This window comes from Martinezella tropici, assembly GCF_003287875.1.
Taxonomy (GTDB): Bacteria; Pseudomonadota; Alphaproteobacteria; order Rhizobiales; family Rhizobiaceae; genus Rhizobium; species Rhizobium tropici_C.
Window position 1 is genome coordinate 164,966 of record NZ_QMKK01000050.1, and the last position, 16,692, is coordinate 181,657.

Annotated in this window: 17 protein-coding genes; 11 read left to right on the forward strand and 6 right to left on the reverse strand. The window is 61.1% G+C overall.

The annotated features are described in order from the left end of the window. Positions 1-144: 144 nt before the first annotated feature. The 4 genes from dprA to DQ393_RS24210 are packed head-to-tail and all read right to left on the reverse strand — an operon-like array spanning position 145 to position 4,187. On the reverse strand, positions 145-1,293 hold the full coding sequence (dprA, locus tag DQ393_RS24195; protein WP_112344233.1) for a DNA-processing protein DprA: 1,149 nt from the start codon (positions 1,291-1,293) through the stop codon (positions 145-147). Beyond that, the gene (plsY, locus tag DQ393_RS24200; protein WP_169644910.1) at positions 1,293-1,913 is read right to left on the reverse strand and encodes a glycerol-3-phosphate 1-O-acyltransferase PlsY; all 621 of its coding nucleotides are present in this window, start codon (positions 1,911-1,913) and stop codon (positions 1,293-1,295) included. The genes dprA and plsY overlap by 1 nt, the downstream gene beginning before the upstream one ends. Before the next feature lie 31 nt (positions 1,914-1,944). Further along, the gene (locus DQ393_RS24205; RefSeq protein WP_112344235.1) at positions 1,945-3,234 is read right to left on the reverse strand and encodes a dihydroorotase; all 1,290 of its coding nucleotides are present in this window, start codon (positions 3,232-3,234) and stop codon (positions 1,945-1,947) included. Next, positions 3,231-4,187, reverse strand: coding sequence for an aspartate carbamoyltransferase catalytic subunit (locus tag DQ393_RS24210; RefSeq protein ID WP_112344236.1), 957 nt, complete (start codon positions 4,185-4,187; stop codon positions 3,231-3,233). The genes DQ393_RS24205 and DQ393_RS24210 overlap by 4 nt, the downstream gene beginning before the upstream one ends. Before the next feature lie 183 nt (positions 4,188-4,370). Here DQ393_RS24210 and DQ393_RS24215 point away from each other — a divergent pair, with 183 nt between their 5' ends. The 4 genes from DQ393_RS24215 (at position 4,371) to DQ393_RS24230 (ending at position 8,043) form a co-directional block, all read left to right on the forward strand. After that, the gene (locus DQ393_RS24215) at positions 4,371-6,029 is read left to right on the forward strand and encodes an acyl-CoA dehydrogenase family protein (RefSeq protein WP_112344277.1); all 1,659 of its coding nucleotides are present in this window, start codon (positions 4,371-4,373) and stop codon (positions 6,027-6,029) included. A gap of 3 nt (positions 6,030-6,032) precedes the next feature. Further along, on the forward strand, positions 6,033-6,650 hold the full coding sequence (locus DQ393_RS24220) for a GNAT family N-acetyltransferase (RefSeq protein ID WP_112344237.1): 618 nt from the start codon (positions 6,033-6,035) through the stop codon (positions 6,648-6,650). 104 nt (positions 6,651-6,754) lie between these two features. Then, entirely contained in the window at positions 6,755-7,411 is a 657-nt protein-coding gene (locus DQ393_RS24225; RefSeq protein ID WP_112344238.1) for a TetR/AcrR family transcriptional regulator, read from the forward strand. 299 nt (positions 7,412-7,710) lie between these two features. Next, positions 7,711-8,043 (forward strand): DUF6105 family protein, encoded by a 333-nt coding sequence (locus DQ393_RS24230; protein WP_112344239.1) that lies wholly within the window; start codon positions 7,711-7,713, stop codon positions 8,041-8,043. Here the strand turns inward: DQ393_RS24230 and ruvX are convergent. After that, positions 7,980-8,474 (reverse strand): Holliday junction resolvase RuvX, encoded by a 495-nt coding sequence (ruvX, locus tag DQ393_RS24235; protein ID WP_112344240.1) that lies wholly within the window; start codon positions 8,472-8,474, stop codon positions 7,980-7,982. The genes DQ393_RS24230 and ruvX overlap by 64 nt on opposite strands. A 117-nt stretch (positions 8,475-8,591) precedes the next feature. On the opposite strand from ruvX, the gene DQ393_RS24240 reads away from it, so the two are divergent. From DQ393_RS24240 to DQ393_RS24260, 4 genes are all read left to right on the forward strand, one after another. Next, entirely contained in the window at positions 8,592-9,302 is a 711-nt protein-coding gene (locus tag DQ393_RS24240) for a metal-dependent hydrolase (RefSeq protein WP_112344241.1), read from the forward strand. An 86-nt stretch (positions 9,303-9,388) separates the two neighbouring features. Beyond that, on the forward strand, positions 9,389-9,676 hold the full coding sequence (gene gatC, locus DQ393_RS24245; protein WP_037194314.1) for an Asp-tRNA(Asn)/Glu-tRNA(Gln) amidotransferase subunit GatC: 288 nt from the start codon (positions 9,389-9,391) through the stop codon (positions 9,674-9,676). Positions 9,677-9,734: 58 nt separating this feature from the next. After that, entirely contained in the window at positions 9,735-11,216 is a 1,482-nt protein-coding gene (gatA, locus tag DQ393_RS24250) for an Asp-tRNA(Asn)/Glu-tRNA(Gln) amidotransferase subunit GatA (protein WP_112344242.1), read from the forward strand. A 216-nt stretch (positions 11,217-11,432) separates the two neighbouring features. After that, positions 11,433-13,430: a DUF4139 domain-containing protein gene (locus DQ393_RS24260; RefSeq protein ID WP_112344244.1), complete on the forward strand. Its 1,998-nt coding sequence runs from the start codon at positions 11,433-11,435 to the stop codon at positions 13,428-13,430. Between the two features lie 61 nt (positions 13,431-13,491). On the opposite strand, the gene DQ393_RS24265 is transcribed toward DQ393_RS24260, so the two are convergent. Then, the gene (locus tag DQ393_RS24265) at positions 13,492-13,749 is read right to left on the reverse strand and encodes a YjhX family toxin (protein ID WP_112344245.1); all 258 of its coding nucleotides are present in this window, start codon (positions 13,747-13,749) and stop codon (positions 13,492-13,494) included. A gap of 300 nt (positions 13,750-14,049) precedes the next feature. Here DQ393_RS24265 and DQ393_RS24270 point away from each other — a divergent pair, with 300 nt between their 5' ends. From DQ393_RS24270 to DQ393_RS24280, 3 genes are all read left to right on the forward strand, one after another. Beyond that, complete coding sequence (locus tag DQ393_RS24270; protein ID WP_112344278.1) at positions 14,050-14,559, forward strand: GNAT family N-acetyltransferase; 510 nt, start codon at positions 14,050-14,052, stop codon at positions 14,557-14,559. A gap of 87 nt (positions 14,560-14,646) precedes the next feature. Continuing rightward, a complete protein-coding gene (gatB, locus tag DQ393_RS24275; RefSeq protein WP_112344246.1) occupies positions 14,647-16,152 on the forward strand; it encodes an Asp-tRNA(Asn)/Glu-tRNA(Gln) amidotransferase subunit GatB in 1,506 nt (501 codons plus the stop codon). Positions 16,153-16,155: 3 nt separating this feature from the next. Continuing rightward, positions 16,156-16,659: a GNAT family N-acetyltransferase gene (locus DQ393_RS24280; protein WP_112344247.1), complete on the forward strand. Its 504-nt coding sequence runs from the start codon at positions 16,156-16,158 to the stop codon at positions 16,657-16,659. The last annotated feature ends 33 nt before the right edge of the window (positions 16,660-16,692 follow it).

Below are 16,692 nucleotides of genomic sequence, written 5' to 3' on the forward strand. Positions count from 1 at the left end.
TCGGAATCGATTGAAGGATAAAATTATACAGCACCTTTAACGTGTTACAGCGACCTTTGCGCGTCATATGTGACGCGCGGCGCTGTAATGCGATTTTTGAGCTTGGCGCGGCGATGCTTAGAATTGGTATGCGTGTCACAGTTTTCAATCCGGCATGGAGATCGACACCAATCCGCCGGGATGCCGATGCAGCCGGCCGGCCATGTCCAATTCGAGAAGGACGGAATGAACAGCCGCAATCGGCAGGCCGGTATGGCGGACGATATCGTCGATTTCGACCGGCGTCGGCCCGAGCGCCTCGACGATATGGTCGCGCTCGGCATCATCGGGCGGCGCAGAAAGCGGTTTGCTCCGTTCGACGGGCGCTTCGGCCGGGCGCGGGCGGAAGAGGTCCGGCTCGGCGAGCGGCCGCAACGCTTCGACGATATCGTCCGGCGTCGTCACGATCATCGCGCCGTCTTTCAGCAGGCCGTTCGTCCCTTCGCAGCGCGGATCGAGCGGCGAGCCGGGAACGGCGAAGACGAGCCGGCCGAATTCGCCGGCAAGACGGGCGGTGATCAGCGAGCCGGAACGGGTTGCCGCTTCGACGACCACGACACCGAGCGAGATACCGGCAATGAGGCGATTGCGGCGCGGAAAGTCGCGTGCCCGCGGCTCCCAGCCGAAGGGCATTTCGCTGACGGCGAGCCCATTGCCGTCCCATATCTCGTTCAGCAGGCCGATATTCTCGGGTGGATAGGGTTGGTCGAGCCCACCCGCCAAAGCCGCGATCGTGCCGGTCGTGAGGCTGGCGCGGTGGGCTGCGGTGTCGATACCGCGCGCCAGACCGGAGACCACGGCATAGCCGGCCTCGCCGCAGATGCGGGCGATCATGGCCGTGAATTTGGCGCCGCTGATCGAGGCATTTCGCGAGCCGACCATGCCGATTGCCGGGCGTGTCGCTGCCGGCACATTGCCTTTGACGGCAAGAAGCGGCGGCGCGCCGTCGATCTCACGAAGGGCAGGGGGATAGTCCGGTTCGCCGATACCGACGAAGCGCGCGCCAAAACGATGCGCCGCCTCGAGCTCCCTCAATGCGTCCCGCTCGTCGGCGATGCGAACGGCGCGCGTCGAGCCGCCGCGCTGCGAAAGCTCCGGTAGCATGGCAAGTGCCGCTTCGGCGGAACCATAATGATGGATGAGATCGCGAAAGGTCGATGGTCCGACATTGTCGGAGCGGATAAGCCTGAGCCAGGCGATCCTTTGTCTTTCGGTCAGCGCAACTCCGATCCGTCTTGCGCCGCCTGTGTCCATTACCCCTTCGCTCCGATCTTGCTTTCCGTCCCGGCGGTCAGCCTGATAATATTGGCCCTGTGCTTGTACCAGGAGATGATAGTCATCAGCGCCATGACGGCGGCGATCTTGTCGACACCCAATATCCACAATACAACCGGTATGACAAGGGTTGCAACCAGCGCGGAAAGCGAGGAGTAGCGTGTGGTGAAGGCGATGACCAGCCAGACGATGGCGAAAATCAGCGCCATCAGCGGCGCAAGACCAAGCAGGATACCGAGATAGGTCGCCACACCCTTGCCGCCCTTGAAGCCGATCCAGATCGGGAAGATGTGGCCGATGAAGGCGGCGAAGCCGGCCAGCGCGCCGGCATCGCCGCCGAAGAAATGCGCGGTGATCAGGACGGCGGCCGTACCCTTGAAGGCATCGAGCAGCAGGGTCGCGGCCGCAAGCCCCTTGTTGCCGGTGCGCAGCACGTTGGTCGCGCCGATATTGCCCGAGCCGATGTTGCGCACGTCGCCGAGGCCGGCCATGCGCGTCAGCAGCAGACCGAATGGGATCGAGCCGAGCAGATAGCCGATGACGAGGCCGGCGAGCGCGGTCTGCGGGGTAAGCTGCCAAGTCCAGAAATCCGCCATCACGTCTTATTCTCCGTAAACCCTCGGGCCTGCCCTAGAGACTGTGAACCAGCTTGCCGGCAACATAGGTTGCAACTGCCCGGCCGCTCATCCTCGCATCTTCGAAGGGTGTATTCTTCGAGCGCGACAGAAGCATGTCTTTTGCGACAAGCCAAGGCTCGTCCAGATCGACAAGCGCAATATCGGCCTTGGCGCCCGGCTTCAGCGTGCCTGCGGGGAGCCCGAAGATCTGCGCCGGCCGCGTCGAGAGCGCATCGACGAGCCGCATCAGGCTGACCTGGCCGCTATGATAGAGCCGGAGCGCTGCCGGAAGCAGCGTTTCCAGCCCGACGGCACCGTCTTCGGCCTCTCCGAACGGCAGGCGTTTCGTATCCACATCCTGCGGATCATGCGAGGAGACGATAATGTCGATCGTGCCGTCGGCCAGCGCCTCGATCATGCCTGTGCGATCGTCTTCGGAGCGCAGCGGCGGGTAGAGTTTGAAGAAGGTGCGGTATTCGCCGATATCGTTCTCGTTTAGCGCGAGATTGTTGATCGAGATGCCGCAGGTGACCTTGGCGCCGCGCGAGCGGGCGAGGCGGATCGCCTCGGCCGATTCCGGCACGGAAATCATTGCCGCATGATAGTGGCTGCGTGTCAGCGTCGCAATGCGGAGGTCGCGCTCCAGCGGGATCAGTTCGGCTTCCTTCGGGATGCCCGAAAGGCCAAGCCAGCTTGCCAGAAGGCCTTCGTGCATGACGCCGTTGGCGCCGAGATACTTGTCGCGTGTTTCGCAGGAAATCACCGCGCCGAATTCGCGCGCATAGGTCATGATGCGACGCAGGACCTGGCTATCGTGGACGCCGGAATGGGCGTCGGTGAACACGACGGCTCCCGCTTCCCGCAACAGGCCGATTTCCGTCATCTCCTCGCCGGCAAGCCCCTTGGTGAGGGCTGCTGCCGGATAGACGTTGACGGCGGCTGTATCGCGCGCCGTCTTCCGGACGAATTCGACCAGGGCGATATCGTCGATGACCGGATCCGTATCCGGCATCATGATAAAGGAGGTCACACCGCCGGCGGCTGCCGCACGGCTGGCGGAGGCGATGGTTTCGCGATGTTCACCACCGGGCTCACCGACATGCACGCGCGCATCGACGAGGCCGGGAATGGCGACGAGACCATTGCAATCGCGAATGGTCGCGCCTTTGGGTATGCCGTGGTTTTTCGCATCCTTGCCGGAGGCAACGATCACGCCGTCTTCGACGACGATGGCGCCGACTTCATCGAGATCGCGTGAGGGGTCGATGATCCGGACGTTCTGGAGGACGATCGAGTTGCTCATGCGCCCACTCCCTCAGTGCGGGGACCCTGGTTCTGCGAAACGAGCAGGGTCTCCATCACGGCCATGCGCACGGCGACGCCCATCTCCACCTGTTCGGCAATGACGCTTTGCGGGCCATCGGCCACCTCCGAGGCGATTTCCACCCCGCGGTTCATCGGGCCTGGATGCATGACGAGCGCATCCTCCTTGGCGGCCTTGAGCGTCTCGGCGTCGAGGCCGTAGAAGTGATAATATTCGCGCACCGAAGGCACGAAGGCGCCGGACATGCGCTCGCGCTGCAGCCGCAGCATCATGACAACGTCGGCATCCTTCAGCCCTTCCTTCATCGAATGGAAGACCTCGACGCCCATGTCGGCGATGCCGGCCGGCAGCAGTGTGGCAGGCGCTACGACACGGACGCGCGCCCCCATGGCGTTCAGCAGCAGGATGTTCGAGCGGGCCACGCGCGAATGCAGCACGTCGCCGCAGATCGCCACGGTGATGCGTGAAAGCTTGCCCTTGGCGCGGCGGATCGTCAGCGCGTCGAGAAGCGCCTGGGTCGGATGCTCGTGCTGGCCGTCGCCGGCATTGACGACCGAGCAGGAGACTTTCTGCGCCAGAAGTGCTGCGGCGCCCGCGCTCGAATGGCGGATGACGAGCACATCAGGCCGCATCGCATTCAGCGTCATCGCCGTATCGATCAGCGTCTCGCCTTTTTTGACCGAGGAATTGCCGACGGACATGTTCATCACATCGGCGCCGAGCCGTTTTCCGGCCAGTTCGAAGGAGGATTGCGTGCGCGTCGATGCTTCGAAGAAGAGATTGATCTGCGTCAACCCGCGAAGCGTCGACGTCTTTTTCTCGCGCTGGCGGCTGATCTTGACCGCCTCGTCGGCCTTGTCGAGAAGATAGGTGATATCCTGCTCGGTGAGGCCCTTGATGCCGATGAGGTGGCGGTGGGGAAAGAAGACCATGAACCTGCCCTCTGGATTTCGTCAGGCGGTCTATAAAGAGGGAGCGCCCACGGGGCAAGCGGCGGCATGCGCCGAGGCTACGTGTCCCCATGCAATTTCGCCCGAATCCCGCTACAGGACCTATGCTGCTGGGAGACGTAACTTCCGGTTTCCCTTGCAACCTTCTTGCTCTACAAGCGATTCATGACCCAACCGACCCGGACTGACGACCCCTTTGCCGACCTGAACCAGCCGAGCCTCTGGACCGGTATCAATGCCTATCGTTCCGATCCGCTGATCGTCGATCTCACTTCCGGCCTGCCGCGTTCGATACGGGAAGAGCTGGAGCAGCACGGTCGTTTCGTCACCTCGCACGAAGCTCAGGAACTGGCGCGCATGGCAAACCAGGGCGTGCCGCAGCTGCGCACCCACGGCCCGCGCGGCGAGCGTCTGGATGTCGTGGAATTCCATCCGGCCTGGCATGCGCTGATGCGCCGCTCCATGGCGATGGGCCTGCATTCCTCGATCTGGGATGCGCAAGCCGATCCGGAGGCGAAGGGTCACTCGCACAAGGTGCGCGCCGCTCGCTTCTATCTGACGGCTCAGCTCGAATGCGGCCATCTGTGCCCCCTCACGATGACCAGCGCCTCGGTCGCCGCCATGATGGCTTCCCCGGCGGTGCAGAAGGATTGGGCACCGAAGATCCTGTCGCGCAAATACGATTCGTCCAACAAGCCGGCCATGCAGAAGAGTGCCGTCACCATCGGCATGGGCATGACGGAAAAGCAGGGCGGCACGGATGTGCGCGCCAACAAGACGAGTGCTGATAAGGTCAGCGAAGGCATCTACAGGCTTTCGGGCCACAAGTGGTTCATGTCGGCGCCGATGAGCGATGCCTTCATCATGCTGGCGCAGACCAAGGATGGCATGGGCTGCTTCCTCGTGCCGCGGCTTCTGGAGGATGGCTCGGCCAACGGCCTGCACTTCCAGCGGCTGAAGGACAAGCTCGGCAACCGCTCGAATGCCTCCTCCGAAGTCGAGTTCACGGATACGTTCGGCTTCCTGCTCGGTGCACCCGATGCCGGCATCCGCACGATCCTCGACATGGTGACGCTGACGCGGCTCGATTGCGCGCTGGCATCCACCGGCATCATGCGCGCGTCGCTGGCCGAAGCCGTGCATCATGCGCGCGGCCGCAGCGTCTTCGGCAAGATGCTGGTCAATCAACCGATCATGACGCGCGTGCTTGCCGATATGGCCCTTGATGTTGCCGCCGCGACCGCACTCGCCTTCCGCCTGGCCGAGGCCTTCGACAAGGCAAGCGGCAGCTCGGAGGATGCGGCCTATGCCCGGGTCATGACGCCGGTTGCCAAATACTGGTGCTGCAAGATCGCGCCGGCGCTGATCTATGAAGCCATGGAGTGTATCGGCGGCAGCGGTTACATCGAAGAGCGTCCGATCGCCCGCCATTATCGTGAAGCCCCCGTCAACGCGATCTGGGAAGGCTCCGGCAATGTCATGGCGCTTGATGTGCTGCGCGTGTTGAACCGGGGAAGGGACCTGTTCGAAACAGTCTTTGCCGGTCTCGCCCGCGATCTCGGCCCGGCTGGCAAGAAGACCATTGATGTCCTGCGTGCCGCCATGGCGCTTTGCGAGCAGGATGAGGGCGCCGCCCGCCTGCTGATCGAGCAGATGGCGCTCGCAGCCGGTGCGGCCGAGCTTTATCGCCTCGGAGCCGGCAAGATTGCCGATGCCTTCATCGAGACGCGTCTCGCCGGTGGCTGGCGCGCCACCTACGGCATGCTCGATTCCCGCTTCGACGCCAGCTACATCGTCGATCTGCTGTATCCGCCGGCGACATAAGCAATGGCTTCCATTCGAACCGTTCGCCCCGAGGACATCGATCAACTCTATGCCATCTCGCTCGCAACAGGCGATGCCGGCAAGGATGCGGCTCCGCTGCATCGGGACGGCCGGCTGATCGGCCACATCTATTCCGCGCCCTACGCCGCGCTTCATCCCGAACTGGTTTTCGTCGCCGAGGACGACGAGGGTGTCTTCGGTTACATTGCAGGCGTCTTTGATACCGTGGCGTTCGAGGAACGGCTGGAGCGCGAATGGTGGCCGCATTTGCGGCAGAGCTATGCCGATCCGCCGGGTGATCCGGCGCTCTGGGATGCGGATCAGGAGCGCATATCGGCCATACATCATCCCAAGCAGGCGCCTGCGATCCTTGTCGAGAGATTCCCTGCGCATATTCATATGAATCTGTTGCCGCGTGCCCAGGGTAGGGGCATCGGCACTGCACTGCTCAATCGTTGGATCGCGAATGCCCGTGCCGGCGGCGTCAAAGGCATCCATTTGGGCGCCAACAGCGGCAATCATGGCGGCGTCCGCTTCTGGTCATCGCGCGGTTTCGTTCCCGTGGAGCTCCCGCCGGGTCTGGCGTCCGAGACCACGATATGGTTTGGTCAATATCTCTAATCTGTGGATTCGCGCGTTTTGGCGGACGCGAGCCATCTCGGCTTTGTTGTTCGAGGCGACTTGGCTTGTTATTCACCGCTCGGTGACAGATTGGAGTCGAGTCGATGGCCCCCGCAAACGCTGCCGTTAAAATCCCCGTGGAAATGCCCGTCGTGGAAAAGCGCGTGCGCAATCGCGCTGCGACGGAGCAGGCCATCCTCGATGCTGCCAAGCGGCTGCTGGCGGAGGAGGGGTTCCAGAATTTCGGCATCAATGCGGTTGCCCGCGGCGCCGGCTGCGACAAGCAGCTGATTTACCGCTATTACGGCGGCTTGAATGGTCTCGTGGAGGCCATCGGCACCGATCTCGGCAGCTGGGTCACTGATCGCATTCCCGACGATACCGGCGGCATGTTCCTTTTGACCTATGGCGATCTGATGGAGCGGCTTTCGATGCTGTTTCTCGATGCTTTGCGCGCTGATCCCCTCATGCGTCGCATCGTCGCCTGGGAAGTCTCCGAAAATAGCGAGCAGGTGCGCCGATTGTCCGAGGCCCGCTCCAAGGCGCTTGCCGGCTGGATCGAACGCATGCGCGGCTCGCTGGTGCCGCCTAAGGGCGTCGATGCCCAGGCGGTCAATGCCATGATCTTTGCGGCCATCCAGCATATCGTCTTGGCTGCGGCCGTCAGCGACCAATGCGCCGGTCTCGTCTTGAAGAACGGCAAGGATTGGGAGAAGGCGGCAACGGCCTTGAAGCGGATCGTGCGCGGCGTTTACGGCTGATATCGGCCATCGGGCAGGGATATCCACAGGCCCGCTTCGCCGTTAACCTTAACAAATGGTTTACATTGCGCCGCGGCGGTTAACTCGTCACTGTTGAAAGATGATTAGTTAACCATCAAGCGTGCAGCCATGGGGTTGAGACCCGCTAAATTAGTGTTTCTCGTTACGGCGGTGATGTTCTTTGCCGTCCTCGCACTAGATATCACGCTGCCCGCGATGGTTTTGAGCGCCATGGCGCTGTCGAACTGGCTCATCGTTTCGGCTGGCACGACGCAATTTCAGCGTCGAAGGGGTACCGCATGAAGTGGTTGTTGATTTGCTGGGCCGGACCGGTCTCCTTTCTCGGGGCGTGGTATTATCTGTCGTATTACGACATGAGCTTCGGCATCTTCATGCTGACGCGGCAGATGCATGACCTGGTCTTCGATATCTACGGCAAGATCCTCGGCATTCCGCCGGAAACCATCCCGCCACTGGTGGCGCGCGCCATCGCCTTCGACAGCCTGCTGGTCTTTGCAATCTACGGCTTTCGTCGCCGAGCAGCCATCATCGGATGGTGGAAGCGCCGTCAGTCGTCGAAATCGGGCAAGCTTGCCCTTCCGAGCGCCGACAGCCTGTCCAAAGCTCCCTGAAGAATGAAGCTTGCCGCTGCCGAGTCGATGCGCTCGGCGCGCTTGGCACGCGAGACGTCCATTTCGAGAAGCGCCCGCTCGGCGGCAACGGTCGAAAGCCGCTCGTCCCAGAAGACGAAGGGCAGGGCGGTCTTTTCCGACATGCTGCGCACGAAGGCACGCGTTGCCTGCACGCGCGGTCCGGCAGAGCCATCCATATTCATCGGGAGCCCTATGACGAAGGCCGCGACCTTTTCCTTCTCGGCGAAGGCGAGCAATGTTTCGGCATCCTGGGTGAACTTCACGCGCTTGATGACGGGGCGAGGCGTTGCAAAGCGTCGCCCGAGATCCGACATCGCAAGTCCGATCGTCTTGGTACCGAGATCGAGGCCGGCAATCGGCTGGCCGGGCAGGAGCGTCGCGGCTAGATCTTCGATGGTCAGCGTCGTCATCAGGGTCGTGCTCCTGTCAAAACAAATTGAAGTCCTAACCGCTTTTCTTTGTTGCGGTTTGAGATATTTCCTAGACACCAGCCTTACATTTCAAATCAAGTCATAAGGAGAAATCCAATGAAGATCACCTGGCTCGGCCACTCCGCTTTTCGCATTGAAACGGCGACGGCAAAAATACTGATCGATCCATTTCTGTCTTACAATTCTTCTTTTGCGGCCGCCGGTCTCAACATCAAGGACGTCGCCGCCGGCGTGACCCATATCCTGCTGACGCATGGCCATGGCGACCATGTGGGTGACACGGTTCAGATCGCCAAGGACACGGGCGCGGTCGTTCTCGCCAATGCCGACCTCGCTTCCTGGCTTGGCACCAAGGGTGTCGAGAAGCTGGAAATGGGCAATACCGGCGGCACGATCGGCCTTGGCGGCTTCTCGGCCACTTTCACCAATGCGCTGCATTCCTCCGCGCAGATCACCGAGGATGGCGTTTCCCACGCGCTCGGCAATGCGAACGGCCTGATGCTGCATTTCGACGACGAGCCGACGCTGTTCCATATGGGGGATACGGACATCTTCTCGGATATGGCGCTGATCAATGAACTGCATCAGCCCGATATCGGCATCCTGCCGATCGGCGACCGCTTCACCATGGGCGGTGCTGTGGCGGCACTCGCCTGCCAGCGCTTCTTCAACTTCAAGACCGCCATTCCCTGCCACTACGGCACGTTCCCGATCATCGACCAGACGCCGGAAAAGTTCATCGCCGGCATGGAAGGCTCGAAGACGGCGGTTGCCGCGCCGAAGGTAGGCGAGAGCGTTTCTGCCTGACGATACCCGTTGCGTATGGCGGGCATGGCCTTTATAGCGTGAAGCAAATTCACTTTAGTGGATAAGTCACCTATCCGGAGAATGCCATGTCCGTCGATCTCGCCACCGTCAAACGCGTCGCCCATCTTGCCCGCATCGCCGTCAACGAAGACGAAGCGCAGCGGATGATGGGCGAGCTGAACGGCATTCTTGGTTTCGTCGAGCAGCTCTCCGAAGTGAATGTCGATGGCGTCGAGGCCATGACCTCGGTGACCCCGATGGCGATGAAGAAGCGAGCCGACGAAGTAACGGACGGCAACAAGGCTGCCGACATCGTCGCCAATGCGCCGAATACCGATCAGAATTTCTTCCTGGTGCCCAAAGTCGTCGAATAACGGTTCCTTCGAGCCTTTTCCGACCCGTTGCCCAATTCCAGATCTAAAGCGAAACAAAATGAGCGAACTGACCAGCCTGACCATTGCCGAAGCCCGCGACAAGCTGCGCGCCAAGGAGATTACCGCCACCGAACTGACCGAGGCCTATATCTCGGCGATCGAGGCTGCCAATGCTCAGCTCAATGCATATGTGAAGGTGACGCCGCAAAAGGCGCTGGCAATGGCCAAGGTGTCGGACGCCCGCCTTGCGGAAGGCAAAGCCGGTCCGCTGGAAGGCATTCCGCTTGGGATCAAGGACCTGTTCGGCACGGAAGGCATTCATACGCAGGCTTGCAGCCACATCCTGGATGGTTTCGAGCCGCACTACGAATCGACCGTCACGCAGAACCTCTGGAATGACGGCGCCGTCATGCTGGGCAAGCTCAACATGGATGAGTTCGCCATGGGCTCTTCCAACGAGAGCTCCTATTACGGCCCGGTGATCAACCCCTGGCGTGCCGAAGGTTCGAACCAGCAGCTGGTTCCGGGCGGCTCGTCCGGCGGGTCGGCCGCTGCGGTTGCCGCCCATCTCTGCGCCGGCGCGACGGCCACGGACACCGGCGGCTCCATCCGCCAGCCCGCAGCCTTCACCGGCACCGTCGGCATCAAGCCGACCTATGGCCGCTGCTCGCGCTGGGGTATCGTCGCCTTCGCCTCGTCGCTCGACCAGGCCGGCCCGATTGCCCGCGACGTGCGCGATGCCGCCATCCTTCTGAAGTCGATGGCAAGTGTCGATGCCAAGGATACGACCTCGGTCGACCTGCCGGTGCCGGATTATGAAGCCGCGCTCGGCCAGTCGCTGAAGGGTATGAAGATCGGCATCCCGAACGAATATCGCGTCGACGGCATGCCGGGAGAGATCGAGACGCTCTGGCAGCAGGGTATTGCCTGGCTGAAGGATGCTGGCGCCGAGATCGTCAACATCTCGCTGCCGCATACGAAATACGCACTGCCGGCCTATTACATCGTTGCGCCCGCCGAGGCCTCCTCGAACCTCGCCCGCTACGACGGCGTTCGCTACGGCCTGCGCGTCGACGGCAAGGATATCGTCGACATGTACGAGAAGACCCGCGCTGCCGGCTTCGGCCAGGAAGTGAAGCGCCGCATCATGATCGGCACCTATGTTCTCTCGGCCGGCTATTACGACGCCTATTACCTGCGTGCCCAGAAGGTTCGCACGCTGATCAAGCGCGACTTCGAACTGGCCTTCAACGCCGGCGTCGACGCCATCCTGACGCCCGCCACCCCATCCTCGGCCTTCGGCATCGCCGACGAGGACCTCGCGTCCGATCCAGTGAAGATGTACCTGAACGATATCTTCACGGTGACGGTCAACATGGCTGGCCTGCCGGGCATCGCCGTCCCCGCCGGCCTCGACCAGAAGGGCTTGCCGCTCGGCCTGCAGCTCATCGGCAAGCCGTTCGAAGAAGAAACCCTCTTCAAGACCGCCCACGTCATCGAACAGGCCGCCGGCAAGTTCACGCCGGCGAAGTGGTGGTAAGCACTGCAATGAGACGAGTGGCTTGATGACCAATCTCGTCAAGCTTCGCGACGTCTGATGCTACTTATCATAAGGGCCGCCCGGAAATCCGGGCGGCCCTTTTTGGGCATGCCAATATTCCGCCTGAACGCCATCACACTTTGGACCGAAATACGATCATAAATTGCAGAGAGCCGCGTGGTCTCGTCCTCTGCAACCGAATCGGAAGGTCTCTTCATGCTCAAGCAAGTCACGGCGATCCTGCTCCTCGGCGCGTCATGTCCAGCGATATCGCTGGCGGCCGACAATGGGGCCATTCGATCCATCACCCTGTCCTCGGGCGGCTTGGCTCAGGTTTCCCGATCGGCTGATGTCAACAGCGACGGCGTGATCCGGATCGAGGTGCCGCTCGATCAGGTCGATGACATCCTGAAGAGCCTTGTGGTCAACGGGTTTGCAGGTTCGGTGGCCGGCATCTCACTGGCAGGGCCACAGCCGTTGCAGGAAACGTTCAAGGGCCTGCCGTTCAGTCTGGAAGCGCTCTCATCCGTGCCGTCGCTTCTGACATCGCTGCAGGGCGCCAAAGTATCGGTCACCAGCGGCGGCAAGACTGTCGAAGGAAACATTCTGGGAATCGAGACGAGGAAGGCCGACGAGAAGGCCCCGACTTACCTGCTGACTGTTATCGACCAGGATGGAGCGGTGGAGACGTTGACACTTGGTGAAGATGCCTCCGTCCGGTTTGAAGATCCCGACCTGAGAGCGAAGATCGCGAAAGCCGCGACAACCATCGCTCGCGGCAAGAACGACCGCACGCGCGCCGTCGATATCAAGGTGAACGGTGTGAAGGACAGCGGTGCCGTCGGCCTGACCTATGTCGTGCCGTCGCCGATCTGGAAAACGGCTTATAAAGTCGTCATCGATGGAAATAACAAGGCGCACTTGCAGGCATGGACAGTGCTGGAAAATGCCAGCGGCGAGGATTGGAAGGGCATCAAGTTGACACTGACTTCGGCCGAGCCGGTAACCCTGAAGCAGGGCCTGCACCAGCTCTATTGGAGAGAGCGGCAGGAAGTGCCCGTTCATACCGCGTCGAACAATGTTCCTGATGCAGATAGCGGGGACCTGTCCAATCGGCAGCGTCTGTCGGCAAATGTCGAGGAACGAGCCGTACCAGCGCCTGCAAAAGCGATGATGGGCGGCGTCAGCAGAAAGGCGTACGCGGCTGACGAGCTGGAAAGTCCGGCCGCGCCCATGCAGATTGCCGCGACCAATCCCACCGCCGCGACCGAAAGCGATATCTCGGCCACTTTCGAGCTTCCGGGGATCTATGATCTGGCCAATGGTGATACCTTGTCGGTGCCGATCATGGATGCGGACGTGGAGGCCGACATGGTGGATATGTATCGGGCCGGCAGCGTCCTTCGCAATCCCATTGCCGCCGTAATGCTCAAGAACACCACCGGGGTCAGCATGCCATCGGGGATTCTGACGCTCTACGACAGCAAGACCGGCTATATCGGCGATTCCCAGCTATCGGCGCTGCCGAAGGATGACACGCGCCTCGCCAGCTTTGCGACCGACCGAAAGGTATCGATCAGTGAACAGCAGACACCGACGGAGGAGATCGCCTCGCTGAAAGTTTCCGATGGGGTGATGAATGCTACCGTCAAATATCGCCAGACGACGACATACACCGTGTCAGGTGCGCTCGATGGGGAAAGAACCGTCATCATCGAGCACCCGATCAGGGATGGCTGGTCGTTCTCATCGGCCGAAGGCTTCGGCAAGACGGCAACGCACCAGCGGCTGAAGGCGATCGTGCCGGCGGGCGCGGAAAAAGTGTTGACGGCTGTCGACGAACAGCTTCAGAGCAACAGCTACGCCCTGGTCGATACCGATCCGGACATGCTGCTCGGCTGGTCGGCCTCGACCCATGACAAGGAACTGACGGACAAGCTTACAAATCTCGCCGATGCACGCAAAAGGCAGGTCGCGATCCAGAACGAACTGGCGAGCCTCGATAGCGAAATCGAGAAAACCGTCAATGAGCAGGAGCGGATAAGGCGCAATCTCGGCGCCGTGCCTGACAACAGCGATTTGAAGAAGCGCTATTTGAAGGCTCTGGCTGACAGCGAGGATCAAATCGCCTCGATGAATGAAAGGCGCGATGCGGTGCAGCAGGAAAGCGATCGTCGGGGCGACCACGTGAGTCACATCATCAGGACGTTCTGATCGCCGCACCTCACATCGATCGGCGAGAGCCGCCCAACAGAGGGTGGCTCTCGGGCTTGTTCTATCGATTGTTCAGCTGCGCCCTCACCAGCCGCAATCCCTTTTCGCTAATGCGATAGGGATGGCCGTCCTTGGATTTGATGGCCTTGAGGCGCTTCAGCCGGCGAAAGAGGTCGATGCCGAAATCGGGATAGATCCAGCCGTCTCGCGTAAAGCAGTAGACGGTCTCGATCTTCTTGCTGTCGCTGCGTTCGATTTCGATGCGCCCGCCCTGGGCGAGCAGGTGGAGAATGCGCTGTTCGGTGCGGGAAATGTCCATTGTTGTCAGAATCCGTATAGCGCCAAACGGCGCACAAAAACGATCCGAGCCTTCCCTTCGGGAAGTCGGGGCTTCGTTTTTCAGGCCCGGCACGCAAGAAGACTTGCAAGCGGGGCCTTTACCGGGACTGACAAAAGTTAGACATCAAAACTCCGTTGATGCATCTGTCTAAAGCAGGTTGCGCCTCGAGGTCAAGTTCAACTCTGAAGGGGTCTTTCCGCCGCCAGGCGTGCCAGCGAATCTCGCCGCTGGCAAAAGCCTTTGCCCGATGCTTTACTGTTTTCAAACGACGGGGGCTCGATGATCCACATTCGCAATGCCCATGAAGGTGAAACGGCGGTGCTGGCAAGCATCGGCCTGCGCTCCTGGCAGAAGGCGATGAGCGCGATCGGCGGCACGGGTGAACTGCTGGAAGGTGCAAGCGAAGCCTTTACCAATTTCACCAGCAATCTATGGCTGACGATCACCGTTATCGAGTTGAACGGCGAGGCTGTGGGATGGGCAGCGCGCGAAGCGCTCGACGAGGCGATCTCCGATTTCTGGATCGATCCCGATTTCGCGCGGCGCGGCCTCGGCTCGGCTTTGCTTGCACGGATTGAGCAGGATGTGCGCGAGCAGGGGTTGGAAAAGGTCTCTCTGCAGAGCCATGCGGGAAATACCGACGCCATCGCCTTCTTCAGGGCGCGCGGCTATGAGATCCGCTGGCTGTCGATCGTCTATTCCCCGAAGCTCGATAGCGATGTTCCCACAGTCGGGCTTTCGAAATCGCTGGTCGAGGAGAGCGACGGCGTCTATGGCCCGGGCATATAGCACGCCGCCGACGCCGAAAGCCTTGCGCCGCCTCGCCAATTGCTCTACCTCACCAAAGCAGAAAACAGCATTATACAAGAGCTTCCCATGACCATTGTCGACGTCCGTACGCCAGATCCGAAACGCTTCATTCCCGGTGCCACCGGTGACTGGGAAGTCGTTATCGGGATGGAAGTCCACGCCCAGGTGCTGAGCAAGTCCAAGCTCTTCTCCGGCGCCTCGACGGAGTTCGGCAAGCCTCAGAATTCCAATGTGTCGCTCGTCGATGCAGCCATGCCCGGCATGCTGCCCGTCATCAACGAGGAATGCGTCAAGCAGGCCGTGCGCACCGGCCTTGGCCTGAAGGCGCAGATCAACAAGCGTTCGATCTTCGACCGCAAGAACTATTTCTATCCCGACCTGCCGCAGGGCTATCAGATCTCGCAGTTCAAGGATCCGATCGTCGGCGAGGGCAAGATCGTCATCTCGCTCGGTCCGGACCGTCGGGGCCAGTTCGAGGATATCGAGATCGGCATCGAGCGCCTGCACCTCGAGCAGGATGCCGGCAAGTCGATGCACGATCAGCACGCCACCATGTCCTACGTCGATCTGAACCGCTCCGGCGTCGCGCTGATGGAAATCGTCTCCAAGCCGGATATCCGCTCGGCCGACGAGGCGAAGGCCTATATGACGAAGCTGCGCTCGATCGTACGCTATCTTGGCACCTGCGACGGTAACATGGACGAAGGCTCCATGCGCGCCGACGTCAACGTCTCGGTCCGCCGTCCGGGCGGCGAATTCGGCACGCGCTGCGAAATCAAGAACGTCAACTCCATCCGCTTCATCGGCCAGGCGATCGAATATGAAGCGCGCCGTCAGATCGGCATTCTGGAGGATGGCGGTACGATCGACCAGGAAACCCGCCTGTTCGATCCGAACAAGGGCGAGACGCGGTCCCTGCGCACCAAGGAAGATGCGCATGACTACCGCTACTTCCCCGATCCGGATCTGCTGCCGCTCGAATTCGACGATGCCTTCGTTACGGAGCTTGCCGAGCATCTGCCGGAGCTGCCCGACGACAAGAAGGAGCGTTTCGTCCGCGAACTCGGCCTTTCGATCTACGACGCATCAGTTCTGGTTTCGGAAAAGGCGATCGCCGATTATTTCGAGGCCGTTGCCGCCGGCCGCGATGGCAAGATGGCTGCCAACTGGGTCATCAACGACCTGCTGGGCGCTCTGAACAGAACCGGCAAAGACATTGAAGAGACTCCGGTTTCGCCTGCCCAGCTCGGCACGATCATCGATCTGATCAAGGCCGAAACCATCTCCGGCAAGATCGCCAAGGATCTGTTCGAAATCGTGCTCAACGAAGGCGGCGATCCCGCCGAGATCGTCGAGGCACGCGGCATGAAGCAGGTCACCGATACCGGCGCGATCGAAAAGGCTGTCGACGAGATCATCGCCGCGAACCCGGATCAAGTCGCCAAGGTCAAGGCAAAGCCGACGCTTGCCGGCTGGTTCGTCGGCCAGGTGATGAAGTCGACTGGCGGCAAGGCCAACCCGCAGGCCGTGCAGGCGCTGGTCAAGGCCAAGCTCGGCATCGAAGAGGAATAGCCGGTGTTCTTCGTCCGCACCGCCAGCGAGCAGGACCTGGAAAAGGTCCGCGCTCTGCTCGGCGAGACCTGGCATGCGACCTATGACCGGATCTACGGTCCGGAAAAGGTCAGTGAGCTGCATGCCTCCTGGCATTCGACGGCTTCATTGAAGGCGCGGCTGGCGAACAAGAATTCCGAATTTTTGGTGGCCGATGACGGGAAGACGATCGGCGGCATGGGCTATGCCGCCATGTCCAAAGAGATGACGAAAACCGTCATGCTTCACATGCTCTATGTCAGCCCAAAGCATCAGCGCGAGGGTATCGGCCGCGATATTTTCGCTGAGCTGGAGACCTGCTTCCCGGACGCCGAGATCATGCGCCTCGAGGTCGATCCGCAGAACGAGGCGGCCATCGCCTTTTACCAAGCCCACGGCTTTGTCGAGGTTGGCCGCACGGAAAACTGCGGCAGCGGGCAATCGGGCATTCCGGCGCTGATATTCGAGAAGCCATTGGCTACACAGTAGTCGGTTGCCTTTGGCCCGCGTGCCGGTCTCTTT